Below are 25,927 nucleotides of genomic sequence, written 5' to 3' on the forward strand. Positions count from 1 at the left end.
TCGTCGGGTGCGGTTGGTGATTGCGAAGTGCTCTGTGGACTATGTTGGACGGCTCTCGGCCCACCTGCCGCCAGCCACCCGTCTGGTGATGGTGAAGGCGGACGGGTCGGTGTCGATCCACGCCGACGACCGGGCCTACAAGCCGTTGAACTGGATGAGCCCCCCGTGCCGGCTGGAGGAGGCCCCCGGCGTCTGGCGGGTGGTCAACAAGGCCGGTGAGGAGCTGCGGATCACCCTGGAGGAGGTCTTCCAGGACACCGCGTACGAGCTGGGTGTCGATCCGGGCCTGCGGAAGGATGGCGTGGAGGCGCACCTTCAGGAGCTGCTGGCGGCCAGCCCGGAGACGCTGGGTGAGGGCTTCACGCTGGTTCGCCGGGAGTACATGACGGCGATCGGCCCGGTGGACCTGTTGTGCCGGGACGCGGCGCAGGGTGCCGTGGCGGTCGAGGTGAAGCGTCGCGGTGAGATCGACGGGGTGGAGCAGCTCACCCGCTACCTGGAACTACTCAATCGGGACCCACTGCTGGCGCCGGTGCAGGGTGTCTTCGCCGCGCAGGAGATCAAGCCGCAGGCGCGGGTGCTCGCCACCGATCGGGGAATCCGCTGCGTTGTCCTGGACTATGACAAGCTGCGCGGCATCGAGCGGGACGAGCTGACCCTGTTCTGAGCCGCCCGCGGCCCGAAGGCAGGGCGCCGCGGAGCGGGTCAGCGGCCGTAGAAGCGCTTGACGAGTTTGACCAGTCGGGCGATGTCCGCGTCGGTGCGGTCGAAGGTCGTCGCGGGCAGCAGCGACCGGGCCCGGCGTCGGGTGATGGCCTTGGGGCGGGCGAACTCCCGCAGCCCGTCCGCGCCGTGGATCCGCCCGAAACCGGAGTCACCCACACCGCCGAAGGGCAGGGTGGACATCCCGGCGAAGGTCAGGGCCGAGTTCACCGAGGCCATTCCGGAGCGCAGCCGCTGCGCGACCGCCATCGCCCGACGCCGACCGAAGACCGAGCCGCCGAGGCCGTAGCGCAGCGCGTTGGTCCGGGCGACCGCCTCGTCCACGTCGCGGACCCGGTTGATGGTCAGGGTGGGGCCGAAGGTCTCCTCGCGTACGGCGGCGGAGTCCTCCGGCACGTCCACCAGCACGGTCGGCTGCACATACGGCGGCTGCACCGCGTCTGCCCCGCCGAGCACCGCCCGGCCACCGCGGGCCAGCGCGTCGTCGATGTGCCGGCGGATCACCTCCAGCTGGCTCGGCATGGTGATCGGGCCGATGTCGGTGCCGTCGGCGCCCACGGTGAGTCGGCCGGCCCGCTGGACCACCCGGTCAACGAAGCGGTCGAAGACCCCCTCGACGGCGTAGACCCGTTCGATGCCGATGCAGGTCTGACCGGCGTTGGTGAGACCGCCCCAGACGGCTGCCGCGGCCGCGGCGTCCAGGTCGGCGTCGGTGTCGACGATCATCGCGTCCTTCCCGCCGGCCTCGATGAGCACGGGGGTCAGGGACTCGGCGCAGGCGGCCATCACCTTTCGAGCAGTCGCTGTGGACCCGGTGAAGGCCAGCTTGTCGACGCCGGACCGGCACAGCGCCGCGCCGACGTCACCGAGGCCGTGCACCGCGGCGAACACCGGCTCCTCGGTGACGACCTCGGCGAAGCTGTCCACCAGCCACTGGCCGACGGTCGGGGTGTACTCGCTGGGCTTGAGGACCACGGCGTTGCCTGCGGCCAGGGCGTAGGCGATGGAGCCGATCGGGGTGAACACGGGGTAGTTCCACGGGCCGATCACGCCGACCACCCCGTACGGCTGGTATTCCAGGTGGGCGGCGAACTCCGCCAGCATCAGCCGGGACCGTACCCGGCGGGGGCCGAGCACCCGCTTGGCGTTGCGCGCGGCCCAGTCGAGGTGCTCGACGGCGGTGACCACCTCGACGACGGCCTCGGCGACCGGCTTGCCGCCCTCGACATGCACCAGCTCGGCGAGCTCCTCGATCCGGGACGCCAGCCGGCTCCGCCAGCGCAGCAGCCGTTCCCGTCGGGCGGCCACGCCGAGCCCGGCCCACCACCCGCTGGCGGCACGGGCCCGGGCGACGGTTGCTTCGACCTCGGCGGGGGAGGCGACCGGCAGCCGCCCCGCCTCCACGCCGGTTGCCGGGTTCGTCGACACGAGTCGACCGTCCTCGATCACTGGCATGCCCGGAACATGTACAGCCGTCATGGCAGAAGTCTAGACCCGGCTTGCTACTCGCCGGTAGGGCCGGCGGTGCCCGCCTACTGTCGCCCCGGCGCCGTGACATAGCCCACGGCATCTCGACAACCCTGCGGCACATGGCAGACTCGCGCGCAGACCTTAGCGGCCGTTAACGCCGGCTGCATGGAGCTGACCAGGGAGGCTTGGCGTGACGCGCGAGTTCGCCAGTGTGGGTGTGGTGGGTCTGGGCACCATGGGTGCCGGCATCGTCGAAGTCTTCGCCCGAAACGGCATCGACGTCGTCGCCGTCGAGGTGACCGAGGCCGCGCTGGAGCGCGGCCGGGCGACCCTCACCGGCTCGACCGACCGGGCGGTCGCCAAGGGCAAGCTCGCGGCGGCCGACCGGGACGCGCTCCTGGCCCGGGTCAACTGGCAGGTCGGGCTGGCGGCCCTGCACGCGGCCGACCTGGTGATCGAGGCCATTCCCGAGCAGCTCGATCTGAAGCAGCGAATTTTCGCGGAGCTGGATCGGGTCTGCAAGCCCGAGACGGTGCTGGCCACGAACACCTCGTCGCTGTCGGTAACCGAGATCTCGGTGGCCACGACCCGCCCCAACCAGGTAATCGGCATCCACTTCTTCAACCCGGCGCCGGTCATGAAGCTGGTGGAGATCGTCCGGACGGTGGTCACCTCGGCCGAGGTCGTCGCCGACGTGGAGCGGCTCTGTGCGCGGCTGGGCAAGGTCGATGTGACGATCAGCGACCGAGCGGGCTTCATCGCCAACGCCCTGCTCTTCGGTTACCTCAACCATGCGGTCAGCCTGGTCGAGGCGCGGTACGCCAGCCGGGAGGACATCGACGCGGCGATGAAGCTCGGCTGCGGGTTGCCGATGGGTCCGTTGGCGTTGATGGATCTGATCGGGCTGGACACCGCGTACGAGATTCTGGACACGATGTACCGGCGGGGCGGCCGGGACCGGCGACACGCCCCGGTGCCGCTGATCAAGCAGATGGTCACCGCCGGGCTGCTCGGTCGGAAGTCGGGGCGCGGCTTCTACACCTACGAGCGGCCGGGTTCGCCGGTGGTCGTACCGGACGACCAGACGCCGGTGGATGCGGAGTCGACGGTCGAGGCCGGTGCGCGGGGCATCGCGAAGGTCGGTGTGGTCGGTTCCGGGACGATGGCGACCGGCATCATCGAGGTCTTCGCCAAGGCTGGCTACGAGGTGGTCTCGGTGACCCGCGGGGCGGAGAAGTCCGGCAAGCTCTTCGAGGCGGTCAAGACCTCGCTCAACAAGGGCGTGGTGCGGGGCAAGCTGGGCGAGGCCGACCGGGACGCCGCGCTGGGCCGGGTCACGTGGTCCGCGACCTTGGAGCATCTCGCCGACGTCGACCTGGTGGTCGAGGCGGTCATCGAGGAGCTGAGTGTCAAGAAGGCGCTCTTCGCCAGCCTCGACGAGATCTGCAAGCCCGGTGTCGTGCTCGCCACCACCACCTCGTCGCTGCCGGTGATCGATGTCGCGATGGCCACCCAGCGTCCAGCGGACGTGGTCGGCCTGCACTTCTTCAACCCGGCACCGGTCATGTCACTGGTGGAGATCGTGCAGACCATCCGCACCTCGGCGGAGACCACCGCGACCGCGAAGGCGGTCTGCGGTGAGCTGGGCAAGACTGGTGTGGTCTGCGGTGACCGCTCCGGGTTCATCGTCAACGCGCTCCTCTTCCCGTACCTTAACGACGCGGTGAAGATGCTGGAGGCGAGCTACTCGACCGCCGACGACATCGATCATGCGATGAAGCTCGGCTGCGGCTACCCGATGGGTCCGTTCGAGTTGCTCGACGTGGTCGGCCTCGACGTGTCCCTGGCTATCCAGCGGGAGCTGTACCTGGAACTGCGCGAGCCGGGGTTCTCCCCCGCGCCGCTGCTGGAGCACCTGGTCACCGCCGGCTATCTGGGCCGGAAGGCTGGCCGGGGCTTCCGCGATCACACTCGTCGCTGAGCGGTGGGGCAGGTACGGGCCGGTCGCGTCGCCGGCCCGCCGACGCCGTACGACGTCCTCCCGCCGTACGCTGGAGGGTGTGAGCCCTCGTCGTAACCGATCCCGCCGGGATGAGAGCGTGCAGTTCGATTCCGCGCGGCTGCGGCAGGGGGTCGAGTCGGTGCAGCAGTGGCGGGACGGCGACTGGCAGGTCCGGTTGATCAGCGGCGGCGCGTCGGTGAAGACCTACCGTTGCCCCGGTTGTGACCAGGAGATCCGGCCCGGGGTGGCGCACGTCGTGGTATGGCCCGCCCAGGGGTGGGGGGACCTGACCGACCGCCGGCACTGGCACAGCGGCTGTTGGCGCGCCCGGGACCGGCGGGCACCGATCGTGCAGCGGGGCCGCGGCGCGCCCCGCCACGGGTGAGGCGCGATCTGGTTGCCGTCTCCTGACCCCGGCCGGGTTGCCGGCCCGGTGACGGGGGAGACTGGGCGGGTGAGCACACCCATCCGCGCCTCGTCGATCCTGCCCGGCCGCCGGGAGGAGATCGAGCTGCACACCGCCGACGGGCTGTGCCTCGTTGGTGAGCTGGCCCGCCCGGTCGACCGCGCGCCGGTCGCCACGTTGGTCTGCCTGCACCCGCTGCCCACCCACGGCGGGATGATGGACAGCCACGTGTTCCGCAAGGCCGCCTGGCGCCTGCCGGCCCTGGCGGACCTGGCGGTGCTGCGGTTCAACACCCGGGGTACGACCAGCCTGCGCGGTACCAGTGCGGGGACGTTCGACAACGCGGTCGGGGAGCGGTACGACGTCGCCGCCGCCATCGAGTACGCGGAGTTCCACGAGCTGCCGGAGATCTGGCTGCTGGGCTGGTCGTTCGGCACCGACCTGGCCCTGCGGTACGGCTGTGACCCGGCGGTGGCGGGTGCCCTGCTGCTCTCCCCGCCGCTGCGGTTCTCCGGCCCTGAGGAGCTGGCGAACTGGGCCTCCGCCGGCAAGCCGATCACGGCGTTGGTGCCGGAGTTCGACGACTACCTGCGGCCCGAGGAGGCGCGGGAGCGCTTCGCGGCCGTGCCGCAGGCTGAGGTGGTCGGAGTGCCGGGGGCCAAACACCTGTGGGTCGGTGACGCCGAGACCGTCCTCGACGAGGTCGTCCGGCGGGTCAACCCCTCCGTCCCCGTGCCGCTGCCGACCACCTGGGACGGCCCGATGGAGACCGGCGATGTCAGCGCGTACGCCGACCGCACGGTGGCGGCCTTCGCCGACCGGCCGGTGCCGGGCCCAGCGGCCGGTTAGCGGGAGTCCTGGCGCGGGATGACCACCTCGCGCAGGATCAGCTGGACCGCCGCGACGGTGGGGATCGCGATGAGGGCGCCCACCACGCCGATCAGGGCGACGCCGAGCAGCGCCGCCACCAGTGCGGCCACCTCGTTGACCTGCACCGACCGGCGCATTACCTTGGGGTAGATCAGGTAGTTCTCCACCTGCTGGTAGGTGAGGAAGAACAGCACGCAGGCGATTCCCACCGGCAGGTCGGTGGCGAAGCCGACCAGGCTCACGATCACCGCCCCGAGCGTGGCACCGATCTGCGGGATCAGGTCGGTCACCGCCACCACGACGGCCAGGGCGAACGGGTACGGCAACCCGGCAAGCAACGCGAAGACGAAGGTGCTCGTACCGGCAAGGAGGGCGATGATGAGCGCCCCGACGATGTACGCGCCGACCTTGGCGATGATTTCATCACCGATGAGACGTACCCGATCCCGACGGGACCGGGGGACGAGCGCGTACCCGAGCGACCGCAGCCGGTTGAAGTACGCCAGGAAGTAGATGGTGAGTACGAGCACGGTCAGGGTCCGGAAGGCGGTGCCGAAGATGAGCTGGGCGCCGCCGAGTACTCCGTCGAGTGCCTGGCCGAGGGTCCCGGTGTCCGCGGCCTGCTGCGCCCGTTCCACCAGGTCGTACCGCTCGATCAGCTCGTTGATGGTCTCATTGCGCCGCAGCGTCTCCAGGTAGCTGGGGAACTGCTCGATGAACTGGTTGGACTGGGTGATGATCGGTGGCACCAGGGCTACCGCCCCGCTGCACAGCAGGAGGAGCAGGGTCAGCATGACGACCGCGACCGCCAGCCCGTGGGGCAGCCCGAGCCGGCGTAGCCGCGCCACCGCCGGATAGAGCCCGACGGCGAGGAAGAGCGCGATCACGACGGGGACGAGTAGGCCGGCGGCGTTGCGCACGCCGAGGAAGAGGGCGTAGGCCAGCAGCGCACCGAGTCCACCGGTGAAGCCGACGAGGAAGCTGCTCCGCCGCAGGGGCCGCCCCGGCACGCCGAACCGCCCGGACCCCTGGTCGGCGCGGTGCTGCTGCGACTCCGGCTCGCCCGGCGCCACCGGAGCTCAGGCCGCTCGCCCAGCGCCGTTGCCGGCCCGCCGCGCCTCGCTCCGCCGTCGGCAGCGGCGAGCCAGGCCCAGGGTCGCCGTCCAGCCGGCCGGGCCCAGGATCGCCGTCCAGCCGGCCGGCTCAGTCCTTGTCAACGACGACCTTGCTCGGCTTGGAGCTGCGCTCGTCGGTGGTGGGCTTCGCCGGCCGGGTGTTGTTCTCACCGGTACTGGTGATCTTTGTGGGGGCGGCTGCCCGACCCCCTTCACCCGGTACGGCCGCGACGGTCGGCTCACCGTCCACCCCGGCGCTGGCCTCATCACCGTCCTTTGTGGTAACCGACTTCACGCTGCCCTTCGCGGACTCGTCAACTGCGGGTTCGATCCGCCCGCGGGCCGGCTGGCCGGCATCCGCCGGGTCGACCTTGCCGGCTCCGGCCCGGTCGCCGGCGGGCGGCGCCGGTGCGGCCGTGGGGGCCCGACCGTTGTCGGAATCGCCGCCGGCGGGCCCGACCGGAGCGGGCCCGACCGGAGCGGGCCCGACCGGAGCGGGCTTGGCCGCACCGGACAACTCCAGCCGAAGTTCTGCCACCTGTCGCTGCAGGTCGTCGGACTCCTGGCGGGATCGCCAGGTCTCTTGCCGCAGGTCAGCGAGTTGCTGCTGCGCCTGCGCGATCTCCGCCATCACCTGGGCGAGTTGCTGCCGGCTGGTCGCGGCCTCCTGCTGGGTCGCCGCCAGGTGCTGTTGGGTGGTGGCCAGAGCCTGCTGGGTGGTGGCGGCGTACTCCTCGAACTGGCGTCGGGAGGTGGCGGCGTACTCGTCGGCGGTACGGCGCTGCTCGGCCGCCGCCTCCTCGGCCTGGCCCAGCAGCGCCGATGCCTCCTGGTCGGCACGCTCGCGTAGGGTCCGGGCATCCTGCTCGGCGGTCCGCCGGATGCTCTCGGCAGCACCCTCGATCTCGTTTCGGCGGGCCGTGTACGTGGACTCCAACTCGGTCTTGCGCGAGGTGAACTCGGTTTCCAGCTCCTGCTGTCGGGTGGCGAAGCCGCCTTCCAGCTCCTGCTGTCGGGTCTCCAGCTCCTGCTGTCGGGTCTCCAGCTCCTGCTGTTGGCTAGCGAATCCGGTCTCCAACTCCTGCTGCCGGCTTGTGTACTGCTGCTCCAACTCGGCGTGCCGGGATTCGTGCTGCTGCTCCAACTCGGCGTGCCGGGATTCGTGCTGCTGCTCCAACTCGGCGTACCGGGATTCGTGCCGCTGCTCCAACTCGTCGCGGCGGCTGGCGAACTCCTGGTCGTCGGCGGCCCGGCGCTGGTCCAGCTCGCGGTCAGCCGCCGCCCGGCGGTTGTTGACCTCTTTCTCCACGCCCGCCCGCCACGCTCCCAGCTCCTGTTGGGCCTGGGCTCGGGTTTGCCGGGCGTACGCCTCGGTCTCGGTGCGTGTTTCCTGCGCGTACGCCTCGGCCTCGGCCCGCTGCCGCTTTGCCGCGTCGGCAGCCTGCTTGGCGAGTAGCTCCGCCTCCTGGCGGGCCTTGGCGTGGGCGGCCCGGCCGGCGGTGCTGGCGTCGTCGATGACCTGCTTGGCCTCCTGCTGGGCCTTGGCGTGGGTGGCCCGGCTCGCCTCGGTCGCCTGCTCCACGAGGCGTCCGGCCTCCTCCTGCGCCTTGGCCTGTACCTCCTTGGCGGCCTCCCGCAGCTCGGTCGCCTCCTGCTGGGCCTTGTCCTGCGCGGCGCGGGCCGCCTCGCGCAGCTTCGTCGCCTCCTGCTGGGCCCGCGTGTGCACCTCTTTCGCGGTGTCCCGCAGTTGGGTAGCTTCCTGCTGGGCCCGCGTCAGCGCCTCCTGCGCGTTCTTGCGTTGCCGGGCGGCCTCCTCGGTCGCCGCCTTCACCGCGGCGTCTGCCTCCATGGCCGCGGCGTTGACCGTGGCGTCTGCCTGTTCGGTGGCGGTTTTGACGGTGGCCTCTGCCTGTTCGGTGGCGGTTTTGACCGTGGCCTCTGCCTGTTCGGTGGCGGTTTTGACCGCGGCGTCTGCCTGTTCGGTGGCGGCCTTGACGGTGGCGTCTGCCTGTTCGGTGGCGGCCTTGACGGTGGCGTCTGCCTCCGCTTTCCGAGCTGCGGTGTGCCGCTCCTCCTCGACCCGGCGAGTGGCCAGGGCCAGCTCGAAGTCCTCGAGTGCTTGGGCCGCCTCGGCCCGTGCCTCGTCAATGATGTGCTCGGCGGCGGCTCGGCGGGAATCGATCTCCTTGTTCGCGGCGGCGAGGATCTCTTCGGCCTGTTCTTCGGCGAGGGTGAGGACCTGCTCGACGCGGGGTCCAAGGTGCCGGAAGGAAGCGCGGTCCACCACGCCGACCTGCTTGCGGACCTGGGCGAGATCTCGCTGGAGCACCTCCACCTGGCCGGCCAGCTTATGGATTTGGGTGTAGGCCTGCTCTCGCTCGGCGGTCAGGGTGGCGATCTCGTGCTCGGCGCGAGCGACGTACCGATTGACCTGCCCTTTCACGTACCCCCGCAGGCCGGACTCGAAGCTGGGCTCCGTAGTCACATCCCCGCCGAGAGCGAACAGTTCCTCGCCGTTCGACATGCCCCCATCCTCACACGCAATCGGCCCTCTTGGGGTGATACGGACTCGTCGGATGCAGCGGTTCAACCGGTGCGATCCGGACTTACAGCAACGTACGGCGCGGGGCGACACCGGATGTCCAGCATCGCCCCGCGTGGTGGAACAGGTCTGGCTGCGCCGATCAGCTGGCTGATTCGGTGCTCTCGCTCTTCTTCGCCTCCGTGGTGTCCTCCGATTTCGCCTCCGTGGCGGCAGCCACGGCGGAGGCTGCGGCCACCGCGGCGTCCGGTCCCGTACCCGGGACGATGCCGGCGAGCCCGGAGAGCATCTGGCCGAGCTGAGAGGTGACCGCGTCCTTCTGGCGGGTCAGATCCTCGACCTCGCGGCGGGCCGTCTGAGTGGCCAGGTCGGCCTCGGCGCGGGCCTCGGTGAGCAGTCGCTCCGCCTCGGTCTTCGCTTCGTTCAGGCTCTTCTCGGCGGTCGCCTTGGCCCCTTCGACCGTGTCGTGGGCGGTGCGTTCCGACTCGACCCGGCGAGCTTCGGCGCGCTGTTCGATCTCCTTGGCCCGCTCCTGGGCGGCCCGGGCCCGCTCCTCGGCCTCGTTGACCAGCTTCTGGGTCTGGGCTACCTGGGTGGCGTGCCGCTCCGACTCCTCGCGCTCGGCCTTCTCCCGCCGCTCGGCCAGCTGCAGCTCAAGGGCCTGTAGGTCCTTGTCGCGCTTGTCCCGCGCGTCGGTGAGGAGCTTCGTCGCCTCGGCGCGCTTCTCCTCGGCCTCGCGGGCGGCCTTCGCCCGCTGCTGAGTGATCTCCCGCTCCGCGGTGGCGCGGAGGGTGGAAACCTCCCGCTCGACGGTGGACTTCAGCTCGGCCACCTCGTGCGCGGTGACGGTACGCAGCTGCTTGGTCTCCCGATCGGCGTCGGCCCGCAGGGTGTCGGCCTCGCGGCGGGCCTGGACGCGAACCTCGGCCGCCTCGCGCTCCGCGGCGGTCCGGACGTTGCCCACCTCCCGCTCCGCGGTGGCCTTCATCGCCGCCACCTCGGCCCGCGCCTTGTCAGTGATCTCCCGGGCCTCGAGGCGGGCGGCGGAGAGAATGCCCTCGGACTCCCGCTTCGCCTCGTTGCGGTGGTCGTTGGCGTGCTCCTCGGCGAGCCGGAGGATCTGCTCAACGCGGGTGCCGATGCCGGAGAGGGTCGGCCGATTGTTCTCTTCGAGTTGCTTGCTGGCCTCGGAGAGCTTCTGGTCGAGGGCGGTCATCCGCTGCTCGGCCTGGCGGAGCCGGCGCTGCGCGTCGTTCATCCGCTGCTCGGCCTCGGCGCGGGCCTGCTCGGACTGGGTCAGCGCGGCGCTCAGCCGACCAAGGAAGTCGTCAACTTGACCTTTGTCGTAGCCGCGCAGGGTGACGGTGAAGTCCGGCTGGGTGTTCGCGCTATCGAAGAACGCAAGAGGGGAGGACTGCTGCTGGGGCATTGGGACATACTGGCAGACGACCTGGGGGCCTTCGCAAGAGCGCCCCGGCCTTTGCCATCCTCATTACAGGGTCAACCCGGTCGGGTCGCCGCGGCCGACCAATCGTCGACCTTGGCAGCTCCCGGCCGCCCTGACGATCTGAAGTGGGCTCTGAAATGGGGCCGTGAGCAAGGACTCGCGGCCCCATTCCGTTCTGCACCCGTATCGGGGGAGCCGGTATCGTTCGAATGGGTGTCCAGGCCAGCGAATGGAAAGCAATCCAGCCACCACATTGGTGGCGACCCGTGCCCCGTCTGATCAGTGACCGCGGAACCGGTTGATCGCCGCCTCGTGCCGCGCGCGGAACTCGGGGTCGCGCACACCGAGGCCGTCCGCCGGAGCGAGGCAGCGAACCCCGACCTTGCCCTGGTGCGCGTTTCGGTGCACCTCATATGCGGCCTGGCCGGTCTGCTCCAGGCTGTAGGTCCTAGACACGGTTGGGTGGATCTTGCCGAGGGCGATCAGCCGGTTCGCCTCCCACGCCTCCCGGTAGTTGGCGAAGTGGCTGCCGACGATCCGCTTCAGGTGCATCCAGAGGTAGCGGTTGTCGTACTGGTGCTGGTAGCCACTGGTCGAGGCGCAGGTGACCACGGTGCCGCCGCGTTTGGTGACGAAGACGCTGGCGCCGAAGGTCTCCCGCCCCGGGTGCTCGAAGACGACGTCGGGGTCCTCGCCGCCGGTCAGCTCGCGAATCCGTTCCCCGAAGCGACGCCACTCGTCCGGGTCCTGGGTCTGCTCGTCCTTCCAGAACCGAAAGTCTTCGGCCGCCCGGTCGATCACCAGCTCCGCGCCCATCCGCCGGCACAGCTCCGCCTTTTCCGGCGAGGAGACCACGCAGACCGGAATCGCACCGCCGGTGAGCGCCATCTGGGTGGCGTAGCTGCCCAGGCCGCCTGAGGCCCCCCAGATCAGTACCACATCCCCCTGCTTCATGTTGGCGCCGTGGTGGGAGACGAGCTGTCGGTACGCGGTGGAGTTGACCAGTCCCGGGCTCGCCGCCTCCTCCCAGCTGAGGTGGCGGGGCTTCGGCATGAGCTGGTTGGCCTTGACGATCGCCAGCTCGGCCAGACCGCCGAAGTTGGTCTCGAAGCCCCAGATCCGCTGCTGTGGGTCGAGCATGGTGTCGTCGTGTCCGGCGGCCTCCTCCAGTTCCACCGAGAGGCAGTGGGCGACGACCTCGTCGCCGGCCTGCCACCGGGTTACGCCGGGACCGGTGCGCAGCACGACGCCGGCCGCGTCCGAACCGACCACGTGGTACGGCAGGTCGTGTCGCCTGGTCAGCTCGGAGAGTCGGCCGTAGCGCTGGAGGAACTTGAAGGTTGGTAGCGGTTCGAAGATGCTCGTCCAGACCGTGTTGTAGTTGATGGCGCTGGCCATCACCGCCACCAGCGCCTCGCCGGGACCGGGTTGCGGGGTCGGCACGTTCTGGACATGCAGCGCCTTGCGTGGATCCTTGTCCCGCGTGGCCATCCCGTCGAAGATCTGGGTCTCCTCGGCGCGTACGACGACGCCTCGGTAGGACTGCGGAATCGGGAGCCGTGCGACACCGGCTAGTTCACGTTCGGGGTGCGCCGAACCCTCCGCAGCCATGATTGTTTCGAGGATGTCCTGCACTTCGACCTCCCGTTCGTCTGCCCCGCGCGTCGCCGGCAGGGGCGTGCCATCGTCGGTGCCCGGCGGTCGGTCACCGTCTTGGCATTGACGCATCCCGGCACCGACCGCGCTGTTGTGGAGGCGGATGTTACTGAACGGTAGCTTTGCTCGGAAGTGCTGTGTGAAAAAGTGCATCGATCGGTGGGTGGGCCCGGCTCGGCGGGAGCAGGGCGGGCGCACCCCGGCTCAGTGGACTGTGGCGGGCTCGACCAACTCGACCAGGACGCCACCGGCATCCTTCGGGTGGACGAAATTGATCCGGGAGTTCGCGGTGCCCCGCTTCGGCTGCTCGTACAGCAGGCGGAGACCCCGCTCGCGCAGCTTCGTGCAGGCTACGTCGATGTCGGCGACCGTGTACGCGACCTGTTGCACGCCCGGGCCCTGCCGGTCGAGGAACCGCGCGATCGTGGACGCTGGCGAGAGTGGGGCGAGCAGCTGCACGCAGCCGCCGGTGGCAGTCGGGCCGACTGCCAGCATCGCCTCGCGGACGCCCTGCTCCTCGTTGGTCTCGGTGTGTACGCACCGCATACCGAAGGTGCGCTGGTAGAAGTCGATCGCCTCGTCCAGGTCGGGTACGGCGATACCGATGTGGTCGATGCGACGTAATCCGATGTCTGTGCCGTGGTCCGCAGCGGACTCGACGGGGGGATGCTCGGCCATGGCGTCAGTCTGGCCGAACGGGTGCGCGGGGAGTGTGGCCGGTTGGCATTCTCACGGCAAGGAAAGGCGCTGAGCCGGGTCACCGGATGGTGTCGCGCTAGCCTGTCCGGACCGTCGCGCGGTGTTCCCGCGCCCCTTGGGCGGCGGGGTGACGCGGTTGTGCACCGGGTCGGCCCTACCGTGCGTCGTCGATGTGCGCGGGGTCACCGTCGCCGATCTGCGCTCAGAAGCTAAGGTGCGTCCTAACAATCGTTAAGGCGTACAGGTCGGGACCCTCGGAGGCAGGTATGGCTTCGGTGATCGTCAGCGGCGCTCGAACCCCGATGGGGCGACTGCTGGGAAATCTCAAGGATCTTTCCGCGACCCGGCTTGGTGGCGTGGCGATCAAGGCGGCGCTGGAGCGTGCCGAGGTCGCCCCCGATCAGGTCCAGTACGTGATCATGGGGCAGGTGCTGCAGGCGGGCGCCGGTCAGATTCCGGCCCGGCAGGCAGCCGCCGAGGCGGGCATCCCACTCTCCGTTCCGGCGCTGACCATCAACAAGGTCTGCCTCTCCGGGCTGGACGCGATCGCCCTGGCCGATCAGTTGATCAGAGCTGGGGAGTTCGACGTCGTCGTGGCTGGCGGCATGGAGTCGATGACCAACGCCCCGCACCTGCTGTTGGGACAGCGGGGTGGCTACAAGTACGGCGACGTGGTGATCAAGGACCACATGGCCCTCGACGGGCTCACCGACGCCTGGGACTGCTGCTCGATGGGGGAGTCGACCGAGCGGCACGGCAGCACCAAGGGGATCAGCCGTGCGGAGCAGGACGCCTTCGCCGCGGGAAGCCACCAGCGTGCCGCCGCAGCCCAGAAGAACGGGCACTTCACCGAAGAGATCACTCCGGTTGTGCTCCCGCAGCGCAGGGGTGAGCCGCTGGTGATCAGCGAGGACGAGGGCATTCGTCCGGACGCCACCGCGGAGTCGTTGGCGAAGCTACGCCCGGCCTTCGCGCCGGAGGGCAGTATCACCGCCGGCAGTTCGTCGCCGATCTCCGACGGGGCTGCCGCCGTGCTGGTGATGAGTAAAGCCAAGGCCAAGGAGCTGGGGCTGACCTGGCTGGCCGAGATCGGTGCGCACGGCAACGTCGCCGGCCCGGACAACTCGCTGCACTCGCAGCCGTCCAACGCGATCGGGCACGCGCTCCGGAAGGCGGGCCTCACCATCAACGATCTGGATCTGATCGAGATCAACGAGGCGTTCGCGCAGGTGGGCATCCAGTCAACCCGTGACCTCGGGATCAGCCCGGACAAGGTCAACGTCAACGGCGGTGCGATCGCCCTCGGGCACCCGATCGGTATGTCCGGTGCCCGGCTGGTCCTGACCCTGGCGCTGGAGCTCAAGCGGCGCGGCGGCGGCACCGGCGCGGCGGCGCTCTGCGGCGGTGGCGGCCAGGGCGACGCGCTGATCATCCACGTCCCAGCGGGGGCCGAGAGCCAGGGGTGAGCCAGGCCGGCGAGCCCTCCTGGTTGGGAACGAAAGGCACCATGACTGACGCCGTCAACAATGTCCCGGCCGCGCCGCCGGTGCGCCGCAGCCGGGACATTCCCATGCTCGTTGAGCGGGCTCGCGTGGGTGACCCCCGTGCGGTCGCCCGGCTCATCACGTTGGTCGAGTCCGGGGATGAGACGCTGCCGCGGATCGCGGCGGCGCTCGCCCCGTACGCGGGCCAGGCCCAGGTGGTCGGCCTGACGGGTTCGCCGGGAGTGGGTAAGTCGACCACCACCAACGAGTTGGTGCGTGCGCTGCGTTCCCGGGGACACCGGGTCGGCGTGCTGGCCATCGACCCGTCCAGTCCGTTCACCGGTGGGGCGATCCTCGGCGATCGGGTCCGGATGCAGGACCACGCCACCGATCCCGGCGTCTACATCCGTTCCATGTCCAGCCGGGGGCACCTCGGTGGGCTTTCGGCGGCAACGCCGCAGGCGGTCCGGGTGCTGGAGGGCGCCGGCTGCGACGTGGTCCTGGTGGAGACCGTCGGCGTGGGTCAGGCGGAGGTGGAGGTCGCCTCGCTCGCGGACACCACGCTCGTGCTGCTCGCGCCCGGAATGGGGGACGCGATCCAGGCGGTCAAGGCCGGCATCCTGGAGATCGCCGACGTGTTCGTGGTCAACAAGGCCGACCGGGACGGCGCCGATGCCACGGTCCGGGACATCCAGGGCATGATCGCACTGGGGGAACGAGGCCCGGGGCAGTGGCGGCCCGCGGTGGTACGTGCTGTCGCCGTACGCGGTGAGGGGGTCGACGACGTCGCCGCGGCGATCGACAAGCACCGGGGCTGGCTGGTCGAGCGGGGTGAACTCCGCCGTCGTCAGGAGGCACGGGCCGCCGCCGAGGTGGAGGCGATCGCGCTGGGCGCGCTCCGGGCCCGCATCGGTTCGCTGCGGGACGGTACCGAGCTGTCGACGCTCGCTGCCCGGGTGGCCGCGGGTTCGCTCGACCCGTACGCGGCGGCTGATCAGCTCCTCGCCCAGATCGCCGGTGACAGCGCCGGAAACCCTACCGGCCGGTACGAACGTACTTAGCGAGCGTTCAGGACAGGATCTACACTCGGAGGTGGAGTCGCAGACCCGAGGAGGAGCCCCGCGGATGAACGCCGACGAGATCGCCGCTGGACGCAAACGCTGGCAGGACCGCTACGATGCCGCGCGTAAACGGGACGCCGACTTCACCACGCTCTCCGGGATGACTGTCGCCCCCGTGTACGGCCCGCCGGAGGGGGTGGACCACCCCGACTTCGAGCGGATCGGCTGGCCGGGTGAGTTCCCGTACACCCGTGGTCTACACCCGACCGGGTACCGGGGGCGGGCCTGGACCATCCGGCAGTTCGCCGGCTTCGGTAACGCCCGGCAGACCAACGAGCGCTACAAGATGATCCTGGGCGCGGGAGGCGGCGGGCTCTCCGTCGCCTTCGACATGCCCACGCTGATGGGTCGTGACTCGGACGACCCGCAGTCACTCGGTGAGGTCGGGCACTGCGGGGTCGCGGTGGACAGCGCCGCCGACATGGAGGTGCTCTTCGACAGCATCGACCTAGCCGGGGTCACGACGAGTATGACCATCTCCGGGCCGGCCGTCCCGGTCTTCTGCATGTATCTGATCGCTGCCGAGCGGCAGGGCGCGGACCTCTCCCGCCTGGACGGCACCCTGCAGACGGACATCTTCAAGGAGTACATCGCACAGAAGGAGTGGCTCTTCGACCCGGAGCCGCACCTGCGCCTCATCGGCGACCTGATGGAGTACTGCGCCCGGGAGATTCCCCGGTACAAGCCGCTCTCCGTCTCCGGCTACCACATCCGGGAGGCGGGCTCGACGGCCGCGCAGGAACTGGCGTACACCCTCGCCGACGGCTTCGGCTACGTCGAACTGGGTCTCTCCCGCGGCCTCGACGTGAACGTCTTCGCCCCGGGCCTGAGCTTCTTCTTCGATTCCCATGTGGATTTCTTCGAGGAGGTCGCGAAGTTCCGTGCCGCTCGCCGGATCTGGGCCCGCTGGCTGCGCGACGTCTACGGCGCCACCAGCGAGAAGGCGCAGTGGCTGCGCTTCCACACCCAGACCGCCGGGGTCTCGCTGACCGCGCAGCAGCCGGTCAACAACGTCGTCCGGACGGCCGTGGAGGCCCTCGCGGCCGTACTCGGCGGCACCAACTCGCTGCACACCAACGCCCTCGACGAAACGTTGGCCCTGCCCACCGACGAGTCGGCCGAGATCGCCCTGCGGACCCAGCAGGTGTTGATGGAGGAGACCGGGGTGACCAACGTGGCCGACCCGCTGGGCGGCTCCTGGTACGTCGAGGCGCTCACCGACAAGATCGAGGCCGAGGCGGAGGAGATCTTCGCCCGGATCCGGCAGCTCGGCGGTGAGGGACCACACGAGATCGGTCCGATGACCTCAGGAATCCTCCGAGGCATTGAGGACGGTTGGTTCACCGGGCACATCGCCGAGGCGGCGTTCGCCTACCAGCGGTCGCTGGAGAAGGGCGAAAAGAAGATCGTCGGGGTCAACTGCCACACCGGCACGGTCGCCAAGGACCTGGAGATTCTGCGGATCTCGCACGAGGTCGAGCTGGAACAGCGGCGCACCCTCGGCGAGCGGAAGGCAGCCCGGGATGAGGCCGAGGTCAGCGGGGCGTTGGAGCGGATGATCGCGGTCAGCCGGACCAGCGGGAACATGATCCCGGCGATGCTCGACGCGGTCCGTGCCGAGGCGACCCTGGGCGAGATCTGTGACGCGCTGCGCCTCGAGTGGGGCGTCTACCGCGAGCCGGCTCGCTTCTGACCGTCGGCATCCCGCTAGGCGTGGCGGGGAGGTGTGGTGACCTGCGTGAGAACCGTGACCTTCAACGTCACCGAAGGGCGGAGATTGGCGTCACCCGTGCGAGACTAGGTAACCATGAGCGACCCACGGATCACCCCGTCGATCTTTACCCGCGGCGCGGTAGACCTCAGCGCGCTGCGCACCCCCGCACCCTCCCCGGCCCCCGCGCCTGCCCAGTCCGGCCCGTCCGATGACGGCGCCGGGAGCACTGCCGCCGTCATTGCTGTCACCGAGGCGACCTTCCAGGCCGAGGTCCTCGAACGGTCGCTCAGCACGCCGGTGGTCGTCGACTTCTGGGCCGAGTGGTGCGAACCCTGCAAACAGCTCTCGCCGGTGCTTGAGCGGCTCGCCGTCGAGGGCGGCGGCGCCTGGGTGCTGGCCAAGGTCGACGTGGACGCCAACCCCCGGCTGGCGCAGATGTTCCGGGTGCAGGGCATCCCGATGGTCTACGCGGTGGTCGGCGGCCAGCCGGTTGACGCGTTCTCCGGGGTGGTGCCCGAGGCGCAGCTACGGCAGTGGATCCAGGCGGTTCTCAAGGCCGGTGGCGCGAGCGTGGCCGAGACGGCCGACCCGCGGTTGGACGAGGCCGACGAATCGCTGCTCAACGGTGACCTGGACGCGGCGGAGCAGGCGTACCGCAAGATCCTCGCCGAGACGCCATCGGACGCCGCGGCGGAGGCGGGGCTGGCCCAGGTTGGGCTGGCCCGCCGGGTCGCCGGTGCCGACCCGCAGGCGGTGCTCGCCGCGGCGGCCACGGCCACCGACGACATCGACGCCCAGCTGCTCGCCGCCGATGTCGAGATGCTCGGCGGGATGGCGGAACAGGCATACCAACGGCTGGTCGGGCTGGTTCGCCGGACCGCCGGCGAGGACCGCGAGAAGGTGCGTCAGCACCTGGTCGGCCTCTTCACCATCGCCGGCCCCGACGATTCCGCGGTGGCGCTGGCCCGTCGGGCACTGGCCAGCGCTTTGTTCTGATCCAGCCATGTCGGCGCGGGCCGGTGTGCCGACCGGCCCGCACGAGCTTGAGGACGGGAGCCATGACGCGCCGGATCGCCGTCCTCGACGCGCCCACCAACCTCGGGCTACGGCCACCCACCGCCACCTCGGTGCCGGGCTGCGGCAAGGCTCCTGGTGCCCTGCGCGACCAGGGCCTGCTCGGCCGGCTTCGGGCCCGGGACGCCGGCTGCCTGACCCCGTCTCGGTACGACCCGGGCGACTGGCGGCCCGGCGATGGCGTTTGCCACGCGTATGAGATAGCTAACTACTCGGTGGCGCTCGCCGACCGGATTGGAGCGGTCATAGATCGAGGCGAGTTTCCGCTGGTGCTCGGCGGGGACTGCTCGGTCGTGCTCGGTTCGGCGCTGGCCATGCACCGGCTCGGCGCGGCGGTGGGGGGTCGGGTCGGGCTCGTCTTCGTCGACGGGCATTCGGATTTTCGGCACCCCGGCAACGCCTCTTACGTGGGCGCGGCGGCCGGTGAGGGGTTGGCCCTGGTCACCGGCCGCGGTCAGCTGGATCTGACCGCTATTGAAGGCCGGCGGCCGTACTTTCGGGATATCGACGTGGTGGTGCTGGGCGTCCGGGCGCAGGATGACTATCGGCTCGACCTCCAAGCTGCCGGGATCACCACCCGACCGGTGCCGGCGCTGCGCGCGGAGGGCGCGGCCCGGACCGCGCAGTGGGCGCACGACCAGCTCACCCACTGCGCCGGCTACTGGCTGCACGTTGACGTGGATGTGCTGGATCCGGCAGTGATGCCCGCCGTTGACGCTCCCGACCCGGGCGGAATCGCCTTCGCCGAACTGGAGAGTCTGCTTGCCGGCCTGGTCGACACCCCGCACTGTCTTGGCGTCGAGCTGACCGTTTTCGACCCGGACTACGACCCGGACGGTTCGTACGCCGCGGAGATCGTTAACACCCTGGTCGGTGGCCTCCGCCCGGTCACCGCGTCGGGGTCGCTCCCACCCCGGCGGCCCACCGTCGCCGCACCCCGGCGGGGGCCGGAGCGCCGCCGGAGCTCGGAGCCACCGGTTCTCCTCGTCAACCAGGGTGAGCCGGCCAAGGTGGCGCAGCCCCCGCAGCCCCCGCAGCCCCCGACCGGGGCGGGGGTGCCGGTTGCTCCCGAGGTGTCGGTTGCTCCCGAGGTGCCCGCTGCGCAGGCCGCGAGGCGACCAACCAGCTAACGCCGCCCCGTCGGTTGCCTCGGTAGCCCGCAGCGGTGCGGCGGCTGTGTCCCGAAGAGCGGCGCCCGGTTTCGGGCCCGCCCCCAGCTGGCGGCCGAGACGCCGAAGACAGGCTCCCGATTGGGTGATGAATGTCCGGAGGCGGGGTAACCCGGGGGTGGGTCGACCCCTATCGCAGTAGGTGAAAGACGGCAGTCCCGAACCGGACGTCCGGATGATGGTCCGCCGACCAAGGCGCGGATAGGCAGGGCCTAGGCTGGGCGCAGAGTGACCCACGACGTGGTGGGTCGAGGGGAGTGGCACCGATGGACCGGCGTCCGGCTACCAAACCGGGACCCGACCTCCGGCAGGTTGATACCGGCCGGGACGACAACTTCGATTCGGCGACCGATTCCGACGGGTTCGGTGACGTCGAGACTGGTGTGACCGGCTTGACTGGTTCGAGCATCGACTCGATCTACGACTTGGGCCTGCCCGCCAACGCCTTGGGGGAGGACGCCGAGGAATCGGACTTCGACGAGACGGTACCCAACGCGGAGCGCTTGGTGGCCCAGGCGATCGCGCTCGCCGGCGACGACCACGACTCGGCGTCGCTGGTTCGCCGTTACTGGCGGTTCGCACCCGATGAGGAACTGATCGGCTTCACGGCTGAGGAGATGCTCGACTCCGTCCGTACCCACCGGGAACTGGCCGAGCAGCGGGTATCGGGCGAACTCAAACTGCGCATCCATGAGCCGGATGCCGACCAGCACCACTCGGTGGTCGAGATCGTCACCGACGACATGCCGTTCCTGGTGGACTCGGTGACCGCCCTGCTCAATTCGCATCACCTGGATGTGCACCTGCTGGTCCACCCGTTGTTGGTGATCCGGCGCGAGCCGCTGGGCCGGCTGATCGAGGTGGCCGCCGACGTGGAGCCCGACGAGGTGACCACCGGTGGCCTGGTCGAGAGCTGGATGCGGATCGAGATCGACCCGGTCCGGGACGCGGCGGACCGGGACAACCTGCGTCGGGAGCTGCAACGCGTGCTCACCGACGTGCGGGAGGCGGTCGAGGACTGGCCCCGGATGCGCCAGCAGGCGCTGACGCTCGCCGACGAGCTGGCGGCCGCGCGGAACAGCGAGAACCGGCCGCCGGTACCGGAGAAGGACATCACCGACTCGGTCGAGCTGCTGCGCTGGCTCGCCCATGACCACTTCACTTTCCTCGGCTACCGGGAGTACCGCCTGGTGGACTCCGAGGGGGAGACGGGCGGCCAGGCCCTGCGCGCGGTGCTCGGCACCGGCCTCGGGATCCTGCGCTCGGATTCCACGGAGTCCCGGGCGTTGTCGTCGATGACGCCCGAGGCGCACCAGCGGGTTACCGAGAAGCGCCTGCTGGTCATCACCAAGGCGAACTCCCGGGCGACCGTGCACCGATCCGCGTACCTGGACTACATCGGGTTCAAGATCTTTGACGAGGCCGGCGAGGTGGTCGGCGAACGTCGGTTCATCGGTCTGTTCGCCACCGCCGCGTACCGCACCAGCGTGCAGGAGCTGCCGGTGGTACGGCGCAAGGTGGCGGAGGTGGTCGACCGGTCCGGGCTGAGCCAGCGCAGCCACTCCGGCAAGGATCTGCTCCAGATCCTGGAGACCTATCCGCGCGACGAGCTGTTCCAGATCAAGACCGATGATCTCTACCACGCGGTGATCGGTGTGCTGCGGATGGCGGGCCGCCGGCAACTGCGGGTGTTTCTGCGCCGGGACGCGTACGGACGCTTCATCTCTTGTCTGATCTATCTGCCGCGGGACCGGTTCACCACCCAGAACCGGCTGCGGATGCAGGACATCCTGTTGCGGGAGCTGAACGGGGTCGGGGTCGACTACACCACCCGGGTTACCGAGTCGATGCTGGCTCGGGTGCACTTCATCGTGCGCACCGACCCGACCAAGCCGCCGGAGGATATCGACGCCGACCTGCTCGCCGAGGAGCTGGCCGACGCCACCCGCCTCTGGGACGACGACTACCGGCTGGTCCTGGAGCGCAAGCTCGGCGACGAGCAGGCCAAGCATCTCTTCTCCCGGTACGCCGACGCCTTTCCGGAGGGCTACAAGGACGGGCACACGCCGTACGAGGCGATGAAGGACCTGGCGAAGCTGGAGCTGCTGGAGGAGCCCGGCCAACTGGAGATGCACCTGTTCCGGAAGCAACTGGCACCTCGTGCGGCGACTCGGGTGGCCGGCGGCGACGAGTCGATGGACGTCCGGTTCAAGGTCTACCGGTACGGCGAGCCAATGATGCTCTCGGCGGTGCTGCCGGTGCTGCACTCGCTCGGGGTGAAGGCGGTTGACGAGCACCCGTACGAGGTGGAGCGCATCGACGGTCGGATCTGGCTGTACGACTTCGGCCTGCGGCTGCCGGAGGGGCACCAGGAGCTGGCCGAGGTTCGCCCGCACGTGGAGAACGCCTTCGCGGCCGCGTGGCGGGGCGAGGCCGAGGTGGACGGCTTCAACGCGCTGGTGCTGCGCGCCGGCCTCACCTGGCGGCAGGTGGTCGTGCTGCGGGCATATGCCAAGTATCTGCGCCAGGCGGGCACGGTCTTCTCCCAGGACTACATGGAGTCGACCTTCATCGCGTATCCGCGGATCGCGGCCCTGCTGGTGCGGCTCTTCGAGGCCCGGTTCGCGCCGGGCTCGACGAGCGCCGACCAGCGTCAGCAGCAGAGCAGGGAGCTGGTCGCCGAGCTACGTGCCGCGCTCGACGACGTGGCCAGCCTCGACCAGGACCGAATCCTCCGGTCGTACCTGACTCTGATCCAGGCCACGCTGCGGACGAGCTTCTACCAGAAGCGCGTTGATGGGCGGCCGAAGCCGTATGTTGCCCTGAAGCTGGATCCGCAGGCGATTCCGGACCTGCCGGCGCCGCGGCCCCGGTTCGAGATCTTCGTGTACTCGCCCCGGTTCGAGGGGGTGCACCTGCGCTTCGGGCCGGTGGCCCGGGGTGGGTTGCGCTGGTCCGACCGGCGGGAGGACTTCCGTACCGAGGTGCTCGGTCTGGTCAAGGCGCAGATGGTGAAGAACGCCGTGATCGTCCCGGTCGGTGCCAAGGGTGGCTTCGTGCTCAAGCAGAAGCCGGGCGACCGGGACGAAGCCGTGGCCTGCTACCAGGAGTTCATCTCCGCGCTGCTGGACGCCACCGACAACATTGTCAGCGGTGAGATCGTGCCGCCGCCGGATGTGGTTCGCCACGACGGGGACGACCCGTACATGGTTGTCGCGGCGGACAAGGGCACCGCCACCTTCTCCGACATCGCCAACGAGATCTCCACGGCCTACAACTTCTGGCTGGGTGACGCGTTCGCCTCCGGCGGATCGGCGGGCTACGACCACAAGAAGATGGGGATCACCGCCCGCGGTGCCTGGGAGTCGGTGAAGCGGCACTTCCGTGAGTTGGGGCACGACACCCAGAGCCAGGAATTCACGGTGGTCGGCGTCGGCGACATGTCCGGTGACGTCTTCGGCAACGGGATGCTGCTGTCGCGGCACATCCGGCTGGTGGCCGCCTTCGACCACCGGCACATCTTCCTCGACCCGAATCCGGACGCCGCCACCTCCTGGGTGGAGCGGAAGCGGCTGTTCGACCTGTCCCGGTCGACGTGGGAGGAGTACAACCCGGAGTTGATCTCCGAGGGGGGCGGTGTGTTCCTCCGTACCGCGAAGTCGGTGCCGATCTCGCCTCAGGTGCGGGTGGCGCTCGACCTCGAGGACGGCGTGTCCCAGCTCAGCCCGCAGGAGTTGATGAAGGCGATCCTCACCGCCTCGGTCGACCTGTTCTGGAACGGCGGCATCGGCACCTACATCAAGGCTTCGAGCCAGACCAACGTCGAGGTGGGGGACAAGTCCAACGACGCGATTCGGGTTGACGGCAAGGACCTGCGCTGCCGGGTGGTCGGTGAGGGGGGCAACCTGGGCTGCACCCAACTCGGCCGGATCGAGTACGCCGAGGCGGGTGGTCGGATCTACACCGACTTCATCGACAACGCGGCCGGGGTGGACTGTTCGGACCACGAGGTGAACATCAAGATCCTGCTCAACACGGCGGTCGCCGACGGCGAGCTGACCGTTGGTGAGCGGGATGAGTTGCTCGCCGAGATGACCGACGAGGTCGCCGAGTTGGTGCTGCGGGACAACTACGACCAGGCACGGGCGATCAGCAACGCACAGGCCCAGGCGCCGTCGCTGTTGCCGGTGCACCGGCGAATGATCGTTGACCTGGAGCGCTCAGGTGCCCTGGACCGGGCGCTGGAGGCGCTGCCACCGGACGAGGAACTGGCCGTCCGGATGGAGTCCGGGATGACGGCGCCGGAGTTCGCGGTGCTTCTCGCGTACGTCAAGATCGTGCTTGAGAAGGAGATCCTGGCGGAAGGCCTGGCCGACGAGGAGTGGACGACCGAACTGCTGGTCAACTACTTCCCCACGCCGATGCGGGAGCGGTTCGCCGACCGGATGTCCCGCCACCGGCTGCGTCGGGACATCGTCACCACCATGCTGGTGAACGAGACGATCAACCGTGGCGGAATCTCGTTCGTCTACCGGGTGGTCGAGGAGACCGGGGCGAGCGCCGCCGACGTCCTCCGCGCGTACGTGGTGGTCCGCGAGGTGTTCGGGCTGCGCAAGATCTGGAACGCCGTCGAGGAGTTGGACAATCGAGTCGCCCCTGACCTGCAGACCGACGTCTACCTGGACTTCCGGCGCCTGCTGGACCGGGCGGTGCGGTGGCTGGTGACCAACCGCCGCTCTCCGATCGACGTGTCGGCGGAGATCGCGCGGCTGCGTGACGGGGTCGCCCACCTCCTACCACGGATGGAGACGCTCTTCTACGGCAGCGAGCGGGAGGCGATCGCGGCGCACATCGAGTCGATGGTTGCCAAGGGACTACCGCGGGACCTGGCGCAGCAGACGGTCCGGCTGATGTACAGCTTCGGCCTGCTCGATGTCGTCGAGACCGCGGCGAGCAGTCGGCGGGACGTGTCCGAAGTCGCATCGGTCTACTTCGTCCTGTCGGATCGGTTCCGGGTGGACTCGCTGCTGTCGAAGATCTCGCTGCTGCCGCGAGAGGACCGGTGGCAGACACTGGCCCGGATGGCACTGCGGTACGACCTGTACGCCGCGCTCGCCGCGCTGACCACCGAGGTGTTGGGGGGTACCCCAGGCGATCTGCCACCGGTGGAGCGGGTGCAGCAGTGGGAGCAGTCGAACGCCACCTCGATCCACCGTGCTCAGCGGGCGATGGGGGAGTTCGACGAGTCCCGGGCCGACCTGGCCGCCCTGTCGGTGCTGCTGCGTCAGATCCGAACCCTGGTGCGGACCTCGGCGGCATCCTGACCCGGAGCGTGTCCCGGCGGCCGTGCCTCGGCCGCCGGGACCTCCGATATCCGGGTCATTTGGCCTGGGACTGGGTGGCGAAAACGACGATGTTGTCCGGGTAGTCGCCGGCTGCCTCGTCGAAGACGCCACCACAGGTCACCACCCGTAGCGCGATCTGGTCCGTGGGGCCGTAGACCAGTTCGGTCGGGAAATCGGTCTTCGGATAGGACTGCACCGACTCGACGGTGAAGTCGATCTGCTCGCCGTCCTCCCGGACCACACCAACCGTGTCGCCAGGTCGCAGGTCACCGAGGGAGAAGAAGACCGCGGGGCCGAGCTCCGCCGAGTCGACGTGTCCGACAATCACGGCGTTACCGATTTCGCCTGGGCTCACTCCCGGCTCGTACCAGCCGGCCAGCTGCGCCTGATCGAGCGGGGGTACCTCGACTGTACCGTCCTCATTTGTCCCGATCTTCATGATCGATGCGTGGACACCGATCTTGGGGATGACGATCTGGCTGGGCACGGAGCGGAGGCGGCCGGAGGGGGCAGGCTGGGCGGCTTCCGGGCGGGTGGCCGCTGCCTCGACTGGAGAGTTGGCCAGCGCGGGAGGCTGCGGGGGGCGGACCGTGGGACTCGCTGGAAGCGATGCCCCGATCAGGCCGAAGCCGGCCAGAGCGAGCAAGACGAGGACGACAGGGCCGGTGGCACGCCACGAGAATCCGTGGCGGTCACCGGCCCGGGTCGTCGTCACCTCAGACCAGGGAACCATTGGTCCGACGGCGAAGCAGCACCAGACCGCCCAAGGCGGCCGCGCCGACCATCCCAGCCCCACCGGCGGCGAGGCCCAAGTTGGTGCCGGCGCTCATGCCGCCGTCACCACCATCGACACCGCCCCGCGGCAGGACGACCAGTTCGCCCTCGCCACACGAGCCCTCGAGTTTGTAGGTACCCGGCTTGGCGTTCCGGTCAACCATGGCTTCGCCGTAGTAGACGAAGTCCCGCTTGTGCTCCCAGCGGTCCTCGCTCCGGTAACCGTGGTCTCCAGCCGCATGGTGGCCCTTGTAGTCGCCCTTGTAGTCGTGGCCCTTGTAGTCGTGTCGGGCTTCGCTGCCCCGGCCGCCTTCGG

At 69.7% G+C, this 25,927-nt stretch carries 17 protein-coding genes and 1 pseudogene; 10 read left to right on the plus strand and 8 right to left on the minus strand.

Features of this window, described 5'->3' with window-relative positions; all coding sequences use genetic code 11:
- Window positions 1–7 precede the first annotated feature (7 nt).
- A complete protein-coding gene (nucS, locus tag T398_RS20955; protein WP_496449306.1) occupies window positions 8–667 on the plus strand; it encodes an endonuclease NucS in 660 nt (219 codons plus the stop codon).
- Between the two features lie 38 nt (window positions 668–705).
- Here nucS and T398_RS20960 read toward each other — a convergent pair whose 3' ends face one another.
- A complete protein-coding gene (locus tag T398_RS20960) occupies window positions 706–2,202 on the minus strand; it encodes an aldehyde dehydrogenase family protein (protein WP_496449308.1) in 1,497 nt (498 codons plus the stop codon).
- Window positions 2,203–2,383: 181 nt separating this feature from the next.
- On the opposite strand from T398_RS20960, the gene T398_RS20965 reads away from it, so the two are divergent.
- From T398_RS20965 to T398_RS20975, 3 genes are all read left to right on the plus strand, one after another.
- On the plus strand, window positions 2,384–4,174 hold the full coding sequence (locus T398_RS20965) for a 3-hydroxyacyl-CoA dehydrogenase family protein (RefSeq protein ID WP_496449309.1): 1,791 nt from the start codon (window positions 2,384–2,386) through the stop codon (window positions 4,172–4,174).
- A gap of 118 nt (window positions 4,175–4,292) precedes the next feature.
- Window positions 4,293–4,580 (plus strand): Rv1322 family protein, encoded by a 288-nt coding sequence (locus T398_RS20970; RefSeq protein ID WP_496449311.1) that lies wholly within the window; start codon window positions 4,293–4,295, stop codon window positions 4,578–4,580.
- Window positions 4,581–4,649: 69 nt separating this feature from the next.
- Window positions 4,650–5,450 carry an alpha/beta hydrolase gene (locus tag T398_RS20975; RefSeq protein WP_496449313.1) on the plus strand — a complete coding sequence of 267 codons (801 nt, stop codon included), beginning with the start codon at window positions 4,650–4,652 and terminating at the stop codon, window positions 5,448–5,450.
- Here T398_RS20975 and T398_RS20980 read toward each other — a convergent pair.
- From T398_RS20980 to mce, 5 genes are all read right to left on the minus strand, one after another.
- Entirely contained in the window at window positions 5,447–6,544 is a 1,098-nt protein-coding gene (locus T398_RS20980; RefSeq protein ID WP_496449314.1) for an AI-2E family transporter, read from the minus strand. The two genes, T398_RS20975 and T398_RS20980, sit on opposite strands and share 4 nt — an antisense overlap.
- Window positions 6,545–6,674: 130 nt before the next feature.
- The gene (locus T398_RS20985) at window positions 6,675–9,110 is read right to left on the minus strand and encodes a hypothetical protein (protein WP_496449315.1); all 2,436 of its coding nucleotides are present in this window, start codon (window positions 9,108–9,110) and stop codon (window positions 6,675–6,677) included.
- A gap of 160 nt (window positions 9,111–9,270) precedes the next feature.
- Window positions 9,271–10,557, minus strand: a complete 1,287-nt coding sequence (locus T398_RS20990; protein WP_496449316.1) for a DivIVA domain-containing protein — start codon at window positions 10,555–10,557, stop codon at window positions 9,271–9,273.
- A 297-nt stretch (window positions 10,558–10,854) separates the two neighbouring features.
- On the minus strand, window positions 10,855–12,210 hold the full coding sequence (ccrA, locus tag T398_RS20995) for a crotonyl-CoA carboxylase/reductase (RefSeq protein WP_496449336.1): 1,356 nt from the start codon (window positions 12,208–12,210) through the stop codon (window positions 10,855–10,857).
- Between the two features lie 225 nt (window positions 12,211–12,435).
- Window positions 12,436–12,909: a methylmalonyl-CoA epimerase gene (gene mce, locus T398_RS21000; protein ID WP_496449317.1), complete on the minus strand. Its 474-nt coding sequence runs from the start codon at window positions 12,907–12,909 to the stop codon at window positions 12,436–12,438.
- 287 nt (window positions 12,910–13,196) lie between these two features.
- On the opposite strand from mce, the gene T398_RS21005 reads away from it, so the two are divergent.
- From T398_RS21005 to T398_RS21030, 6 genes are all read left to right on the plus strand, one after another.
- Window positions 13,197–14,396: an acetyl-CoA C-acetyltransferase gene (locus T398_RS21005; RefSeq protein ID WP_496449319.1), complete on the plus strand. Its 1,200-nt coding sequence runs from the start codon at window positions 13,197–13,199 to the stop codon at window positions 14,394–14,396.
- A gap of 41 nt (window positions 14,397–14,437) precedes the next feature.
- Window positions 14,438–15,475, plus strand: a complete 1,038-nt coding sequence (meaB, locus tag T398_RS21010) for a methylmalonyl Co-A mutase-associated GTPase MeaB (protein WP_496449321.1) — start codon at window positions 14,438–14,440, stop codon at window positions 15,473–15,475.
- A 64-nt stretch (window positions 15,476–15,539) separates the two neighbouring features.
- Window positions 15,540–17,228, plus strand: coding sequence for a coenzyme B12-dependent isobutyryl-CoA mutase large subunit (gene icmA / locus T398_RS21015; protein WP_496449323.1), 1,689 nt, complete (start codon window positions 15,540–15,542; stop codon window positions 17,226–17,228).
- A gap of 114 nt (window positions 17,229–17,342) precedes the next feature.
- Window positions 17,343–18,245 carry a tetratricopeptide repeat protein gene (locus T398_RS21020; RefSeq protein WP_496449325.1) on the plus strand — a complete coding sequence of 301 codons (903 nt, stop codon included), beginning with the start codon at window positions 17,343–17,345 and terminating at the stop codon, window positions 18,243–18,245.
- Between the two features lie 62 nt (window positions 18,246–18,307).
- The gene (locus T398_RS21025; RefSeq protein ID WP_496449327.1) at window positions 18,308–19,453 is read left to right on the plus strand and encodes an arginase family protein; all 1,146 of its coding nucleotides are present in this window, start codon (window positions 18,308–18,310) and stop codon (window positions 19,451–19,453) included.
- Between the two features lie 305 nt (window positions 19,454–19,758).
- The gene (locus T398_RS21030; protein ID WP_496449329.1) at window positions 19,759–24,816 is read left to right on the plus strand and encodes an NAD-glutamate dehydrogenase; all 5,058 of its coding nucleotides are present in this window, start codon (window positions 19,759–19,761) and stop codon (window positions 24,814–24,816) included.
- A 55-nt stretch (window positions 24,817–24,871) separates the two neighbouring features.
- On the opposite strand, the gene T398_RS21035 is transcribed toward T398_RS21030, so the two are convergent.
- Window positions 24,872–25,552 (minus strand): class F sortase, encoded by a 681-nt coding sequence (locus tag T398_RS21035; protein ID WP_496449330.1) that lies wholly within the window; start codon window positions 25,550–25,552, stop codon window positions 24,872–24,874.
- Window position 25,553: 1 nt separating this feature from the next.
- Window positions 25,554–25,927: pseudogene (locus tag T398_RS21040) on the minus strand (hypothetical protein); the annotation flags it as partial.

The sequence above is a fragment of the Salinispora goodfellowii genome, from assembly GCF_059570675.1.

Bases quoted from the DNA above. Each gene is read 5' to 3' on its own strand.
- mce (WP_496449317.1), bottom strand. From the start codon at position 12,909: ATGGCCGAGCATCCCCCCGTCGAGTCCGCTGCGGACCACGGCACAGAC.
- T398_RS21025 (WP_496449327.1), top strand. From the start codon at position 18,308: ATGACGCGCCGGATCGCCGTCCTCGACGCGCCCACCAACCTCGGGCTA.
- T398_RS20960 (WP_496449308.1), bottom strand. From the start codon at position 2,202: ATGACGGCTGTACATGTTCCGGGCATGCCAGTGATCGAGGACGGTCGA.
- icmA (WP_496449323.1), top strand. From the start codon at position 15,540: ATGAACGCCGACGAGATCGCCGCTGGACGCAAACGCTGGCAGGACCGC.
- meaB (WP_496449321.1), top strand. From the start codon at position 14,438: ATGACTGACGCCGTCAACAATGTCCCGGCCGCGCCGCCGGTGCGCCGC.
- T398_RS20985 (WP_496449315.1), bottom strand. From the start codon at position 9,110: ATGTCGAACGGCGAGGAACTGTTCGCTCTCGGCGGGGATGTGACTACG.
- T398_RS21030 (WP_496449329.1), top strand. From the start codon at position 19,759: ATGGACCGGCGTCCGGCTACCAAACCGGGACCCGACCTCCGGCAGGTT.
- T398_RS21020 (WP_496449325.1), top strand. From the start codon at position 17,343: ATGAGCGACCCACGGATCACCCCGTCGATCTTTACCCGCGGCGCGGTA.
- T398_RS21005 (WP_496449319.1), top strand. From the start codon at position 13,197: ATGGCTTCGGTGATCGTCAGCGGCGCTCGAACCCCGATGGGGCGACTG.
- T398_RS20990 (WP_496449316.1), bottom strand. From the start codon at position 10,557: ATGCCCCAGCAGCAGTCCTCCCCTCTTGCGTTCTTCGATAGCGCGAAC.